This is a genomic window from Pseudonocardia lacus (assembly GCF_018531445.1).
Taxonomy (GTDB): Bacteria; Actinomycetota; Actinomycetes; order Mycobacteriales; family Pseudonocardiaceae; genus Pseudonocardia; species Pseudonocardia lacus.
The window spans coordinates 63,845-69,894 of the sequence record NZ_JAHDTH010000012.1; the positions used below are offsets into that span (position 1 = coordinate 63,845).

Here is a 6,050-nt window from a genome sequence, read left to right on the forward strand (position 1 = left end):
CGAGTCTCCTTCCTAGCCACTGATCCGCCCCAGCTGCTCCCGGACGACCACCGCGAGGCGCTCGCATTCGTCGAACTGCGCATACAACTCCTTGGTGAGCCGCTCAATCTTCCGGTCGAGCGGCTCGCCGTCGTCCTCGACCTCAGTAGTGCCGACGTAGCGGCCGGGAGTCAGCGCGTAGTCGGCGGCCTTGATCTCGGCGAGGGTGGCCGAGTAGCAGAAGCCGGCTTCGTCGGCGTACTCCGCGCCCTCCGCGGATGGCGTGCCCCGCCAGGCGTGGTAGGTCGAGGCGATCCGCGCGATGTCGGCGTCGGAGAAGGCGCGTTCGGCGCGGTCGACCATGTGCCCGAGGGTGCGGGCGTCGATGAACAGCACCTGTCCGGTGCGGTCGACGGAGCCGCGCTTGCCCGCGGTCTTGCCCTTGGTGAGGAACCACAGGCAGACGGGGATGCCGGTGGAGCGGAACAATTGGGTGGGGAGCGCGACCATGCACGCCACCAGGTCGGCCTCCACGATCTGGGCGCGGATCCGGCCCTCGCCGCCGGAATTGCTCGACATCGAACCGTTGGCCATCACGATGCCGGCGCTGCCACCCGGCTTGAGCTTGGACAGGATGTGCTGGATCCAGGCGTAGTTCGCATTCCCGGCTGGCGGCACGCCGAAGCGCCAGCGGGCGTCGTTCTCGTTGCGGGCCCAGTCCTTGATGTTGAACGGCGGGTTGGCCAGCACGTAGTCGGCGCCGTTGACCCCGGTGAGTTCGGGGTGCAGGTCGCGGGCGAAGGTGTCGCCCCACACCGGGCCGAGGTTGGCGTTGAGGCCATGGATGGCGAGGTTCATCTTCGCCATCCGCCAGGTGCGCTCGTTGAGCTCCTGGCCGTACACCGAGATCGCGGTGCGGTCGCGGTCGTGGGCCTCCAGGAACTTCTCGGTCTGCACGAACATGCCGCCCGAGCCGCAGCACGGGTCGTACACGCGGCCCGAGGTCGGTTCGAGCACCTCCACGAGCACCCGCACCACCCCGGCCGGGGTGTAGAACTCGCCGCCGCGCTTGCCCTCGGCCTTGGCGAACTTGTCCAGGAAGTACTCGTACACCTCGCCCAGCAGGTCGCGGGCCTTGCTCGCGCCCTCGCCGGTGAACCGGGCGCTGTTGAGCAGGTCGAGCAGCTCGCCCAGGCGGCGCTGGTCGACGCTCTCCTGGTTGAAGATCCGCGGCAGCGTCGCCTTGAGTGCCGGGTTCGCGTCCATGATCGCGGTCATCGCGTCGTCGATCAGGGATCCGATCGTCGCGCCGTCGCGCCCCTTGGCGTTCGCGGCCAGGAACTCCCAGCGCGCCACCGCCGGCACCCAGAACACGCCGCTGCCGACGTACTCGTCGACATCGTCGATGAGCTGCGCGACCTGCTCGTCGCCCATCCCCTCGGCCTCCAGCTCGGCCTGGAGCTGCTCGCGGCGCTCGACGAACGCGTCGGAGACGTACTTGAGGAACACCAGCCCCAGCACCACGTTCTTGTACTGCGACGCGTCCATCGAGCCGCGCAGCTTGTCAGCGGCCTTCCAGAGCGTGTCCTTGAGTTCCTTCATCGTCGACGGCGCCGCCGGGGCGGCCTTCCTGGTCCGTGGAGGCACGGGGGTCCTTTCCGTGGAGGTCGAACGCGCCCGCCGCGGTGCCCGCGACGAGCGCGGCGGCGAGCTGGTCGAGCTGGGTGATGCGGTCGGTGAGGGCGCGGCGGTGGCGATCGAGGTCGTCCAGCATGCCGGTCAGCGCCTCGGCCTGATCGGCCGGGACGGTGCGCACGCTCCAGGCCCGCCACGTCTTCGCGGTGGCGGGTTGCGCGGTGATGTCGGCGGCCAGCACGTGCGGCACGAACGCCGCCGACCGCGACCGCAGGGCGCGCGCGGGGAACGCGACGACCGCGCCGCCGTCGCGGTCGACGACCGCCGCCGGCCGCGGGCTCACGGTGAAGACGACGTCGCCGGGCTCGGTGAACCGCGCGGACTCGTAGTGGGCCGCCAGGACCAGCCGGTCGATGCCGACCCGGTCGGTGGCGCCGGTGAGGTCGGCCGGGCGGACGACGCGGACAGCGGCGCCCGGATCGAGGTGGGCGGTGTCGATCCGCAGCCCGGACAGCATCTCGACGTCCCGCTCGGCCACCGCGGTACCGAGGGTGACGATCGGGCCGCGGGCTGCGGCCCGGGGAGCCGGCTGCGGCACGGCAGGTGCCGGCAGCGGAGCCGCCAGCTGCTCGCGCAGGGCGCCCGCCTGCTCCGCGAGCTCCGCCGCCGTGTCGGTGCTGCGGGCAACCGGTCGGGGCACGACGAGGTCGTCGCGCTCCGCCCGCAGGATGCGGGTCGGGACGGAACGGGTGAACCGCGCCGTGTGCGCCCGCCACGGTCGCGCGTCCCGCAGGCCGGCCACGAGGTCGATCACCAGCTCCGCGATCGCGGTGCCGTCGAGGGCGGTGTCGGCCAGGTCCGCGACCAGCGTCCGGGCCTCGCCGGTGTCCGGTGGGGGAGGGCCGAGGCACCACAGCGCCAGCCGTGCGCGTGACCTGGTGGGGAGCAGACCGGCCGGGAGGCGGACCACCCCGCGCACCCGGTCGGTCCGCAGCAGCCCGTCGCGGAGCAGCGCGGCCTCGCCGCGCACCCGGTCGGTCAGCGCGGAGGCCGGCCCCAGGACCACCGCGCAGCGTGCGGCTTCCATGCCCAGCACGACGTTCTCGATCTCCTGCAGCAGGTCGACGTCGGGCAGGTCGGGGCGGCCCGGAGCGGGCAGCTGCATCAGGACCACGGCGTCGTCCGGCACGACGTACCCGCCGTGGCCGTCGGGCACGAGGGGTTCGCGCGCGATGTCGTGCACCCTGATCCGCCGCCGGGCCAGTCGACCTTCGATGCAGTCGACGTCCGGGGTGGCCACCGTGATCGCGGCGCCTTCCCCCGCCCGACGGGCGAGCTCGACGATCAGGTCGCTCGCGCCCGGTGTCGGGTCGACGTAGCAGGGTGTCGCGATCTCCGCGTGGGTGCCGAGGGCGAACGCGAGGTCGGCCACCAGGTTCCGGGCCGGGGTGGCGACCGCAGTGCGCGCGTGCCCGCTGCCGGGGCGGTGGGTGCGCCGCCGCATGAGCGACTCGAACGCCGCCGCCGCGTGGCCGGCCGCGTCGATGAGCAGCGCCGTGTAGCGGGCCATCGGCTCCAGCCGCTCGCCCAGTCCGAGGACCTCGGAGTAGAGGAACTCGTCGTCGGGGTCGACGTCGTCGGCGAGGTCCTCCAGGTCGTCGCCGTCGGTCGGCAGTCGGACGTCGAAGCTGCTCAGGCACAGCAGCGCCGTCAACCCGGCGAACACCGTGTCGTCGTCCTCGCCGGTGCCCGCCAGTGCGGCGAAGGCGGCGAGGTCATCGCGGGCGTGGGGGTTGCGGCCCAGGCCCGTCGTCTCCAGCCAGTCGACCACCGCGTGGCCGTCGAAGAACGGCTGCGTTCCCCGCACGTGGACGGGTGCGGGGAACGGCGTGCCCGACCCCGCGAAGCGCCTCCGCCACATCGACACCGGCGGGCGCTGCACCCGGGCCAGGAGTGCGACGTCGGGAAGGCTGACGTGCAGCACGTCGACCGTCATCGGACCTCCCCTCCGAACCCTCCGAATCCGTGGCAGGAGGATCCTAGACCCGGCCCCGTGGAACCACTCATGCAAGGCTCGATAAGAGGGGTTATCAAGCTCCTGCTTCCTCGAACGGGTGACGACTGGGCATCGTGTGCGACGTCACATCCGCCGATCGAAGCGAGACACTCATGACCACGCACGGCATCCTCCCGACGCGGGACGACATCCTCGCCCTCGCGCTCGGCCCCGCGGACATCGACCGGACCCACGACCCCGCCGATATCGTGCTCAGCACCCACGCGGTGCAGCGCTACCGCGAGCGCGTCGAGGGCGTGTCGCGGCGGCTCGCCGCCCGGCGCCTGCGGCGGCTGCTCGCCAGCGCCCGGTGGCGGTCCCGGCCGCTGCCCTGGACGGACGTCGTGCTGCACCCCGGCGCCGTCTACGGTTACAGCCCCGACCGCCCCGACGTCTGCCTGCTGCTGAACGGGCGGGTGCTGGTCACCGTGCTGTCGCGCCGGTTCCTGCGCCGGTCGGCCGCGGTGTCCCGGGCGGTGGCCCGGTGACCATCGACCTGCCGGCCGACGTCGAACTGGGCGATCCGGGCCGCACCGGCCAGGTGTGCCTCTACAAGATGGTCGACGACCGGCCGTTCGACGAGTGCTGGGAGCCGCCGGAGGACGACGTCTTCGACTCCCTCGACGTGCCCGATCTCGGGGAGGCGCTGCTGGTCTACGGCCAGCGGGAGCCGACGGTGTGCGGGTGGGTGGAGATGGTGCACGGCCTCACCGACGTCCACCTCGACCACTTCACGACCACGCGGGCGTCGGCGCTGCTGTTCGTCCGCGTCGGCGGTCACGGGTTCGCCCTGTCCTTCGGCGACGGCTACCGGCGGCTGGTGCGCTCCGCCGTCGACCGCGGCTTCGGCCTCGCCCTCGCCCTGCGCGTCATCGACGCCGATGCGGTGCGCCACATCAAGCGCGAGCACCTGACCGGCACCGGGCGGGTCGACACCAGCTCGGTGCCGGACGGGGACGCGTTGTGGTCGTTCGGCATCCGGGAGCACTCCGAGCTCGTCCGGCGCATCGTCGGCAAGGCCAACGACGACTCCCGGCTGACGCTCAGCCACGTCCGCAAGATGGCCAAGCGGGGGATCCCGCCGGTCAGCATCGACTTCGCCGACCGCGTGCGGCTGCCGCTCCCGCACTCGCCCCGGCACCTCCTCGCCGACCTCGCGGAGATCGTGCGCGTGCTCGACGAGGGCAAGGTCGACGACGACCTGGCCCCGCTGCAGTGGGTGCGCCGGCTCGGCGCGGGTGACCAGGAGCGGATCAATGCCGCCTGGGACCAGGCGCTGGAGCTGCTGGTGGGGTACGACGAGCGCGTGAGCCTCGCCTACCCGGCTGGCTACCACGGCGGCCAGGAGATCAGTCGCTTCGACGTGCAGATCGGCCGGAACCGGGTCGTCACCACCGACGAGATGGACCTGCGGTTCCTGCGGGAGGCACTGGAGGACCAGGTGACCCGCGAGGCGCGGCTGTCGGTGCTGGGCTCGGGGCGGATCACCGGGTTCGACGACGCCGGGGAGAAGATCGCCGACGGCGTGGCACCCCTGCACTGGTTGACGGCGTCGGTCGACCTGCCCGACGGGTCCCGCGCGGTGCTGCTCGACGGCGACTGGTTCGACGTGAGCGACGCCTACCGCGACCACGTCGACCGCATCGTCGGGGAGGCGTTCGAGCGGCGCCCCGACTGGGCGCTGCCGGCGTGGCGGTCGGTGCCCGCCGACCCGAAGACGCGCAAGACCGACGAGAAGCGCTACAACGAGCACGTCGGGACCCGGCCGGGCTTCCTCAACCTCGACCGCAAGCTCGTCTACTGCCGCACCCACCCGGGCGGCTTCGAGGCCTGCGACCTGCTCGGGCCGAACAACGAGCTCGTCCACGTCAAGCGGGTGAGCTCGAAGACCGGCTCGGGTCCGGTGAGCCACCTCATCGCGCAGGGCATCGTTGCCATCGAGAGCCTCACCGACCCGCAGACCTGGCAGAAGTTCGTGGAGACGGTGCGGGCGCAGGACCCGGCCCGCGCCGCGACGCTGGGCGCACGCCCCGCCGCGCTGGTCTACGCCATCCACCGCAGCAACGGCCTGCTCACCCCCGACAAGCTGTTCACCTTCGCCCGTTCGGAGATGGCGTCGGCGGCGACGATGCTCGCCAAGCTCGGGATACCCCTGCGGATCTGCGTCATCCCGTGACCGAACACGCCTGTAGTCGTTGCCCGGGACGCGCTGACCGGCATGGGGTCTGGCTCGTGGTCGGGATGACGTACTCCTACGCAACAGTCGATGGGTTCCCCCGCTGGCGGAGGTCCGCTGCGGGCGCTGCTGCCCGGCTGGACCTTGGCCTGCGTGTCAGGGCGGCTGGTTGGGGCCGGGTTGAAGCCTGTTGGGCGGGGCTGA

General features: G+C 72.3%; 4 protein-coding genes. 2 read left to right on the forward strand and 2 right to left on the reverse strand.

Going from position 1 to position 6,050, the window contains the following annotated elements; translation table 11 throughout:
- Positions 1 to 12 precede the first annotated feature (12 nt).
- Positions 13 to 1,581: a class I SAM-dependent DNA methyltransferase gene (locus KIK08_RS04700; protein ID WP_250556294.1), complete on the reverse strand. Its 1,569-nt coding sequence runs from the start codon at positions 1,579 to 1,581 to the stop codon at positions 13 to 15.
- Complete coding sequence (locus KIK08_RS04705) at positions 1,544 to 3,610, reverse strand: hypothetical protein (protein ID WP_214401734.1); 2,067 nt, start codon at positions 3,608 to 3,610, stop codon at positions 1,544 to 1,546. Before KIK08_RS04705 ends, KIK08_RS04700 begins: the two co-directional genes overlap by 38 nt.
- A gap of 173 nt (positions 3,611 to 3,783) precedes the next feature.
- On the opposite strand from KIK08_RS04705, the gene KIK08_RS04710 reads away from it, so the two are divergent.
- On the forward strand, positions 3,784 to 4,158 hold the full coding sequence (locus KIK08_RS04710) for a hypothetical protein (protein WP_214401735.1): 375 nt from the start codon (positions 3,784 to 3,786) through the stop codon (positions 4,156 to 4,158).
- Positions 4,155 to 5,846, forward strand: a complete 1,692-nt coding sequence (locus KIK08_RS04715) for a DUF6119 family protein (RefSeq protein ID WP_214401736.1) — start codon at positions 4,155 to 4,157, stop codon at positions 5,844 to 5,846. The genes KIK08_RS04710 and KIK08_RS04715 overlap by 4 nt, the downstream gene beginning before the upstream one ends.
- The last annotated feature ends 204 nt before the right edge of the window (positions 5,847 to 6,050 follow it).

Coding starts and splice junctions, on each gene's coding strand:
- KIK08_RS04700 (WP_250556294.1), bottom strand. CDS start 1,581: ATGAAGGAACTCAAGGACACGCTCTGGAAGGCCGCTGACAAGCTGCGC.
- KIK08_RS04705 (WP_214401734.1), bottom strand. CDS start 3,610: ATGACGGTCGACGTGCTGCACGTCAGCCTTCCCGACGTCGCACTCCTG.
- KIK08_RS04710 (WP_214401735.1), top strand. CDS start 3,784: ATGACCACGCACGGCATCCTCCCGACGCGGGACGACATCCTCGCCCTC.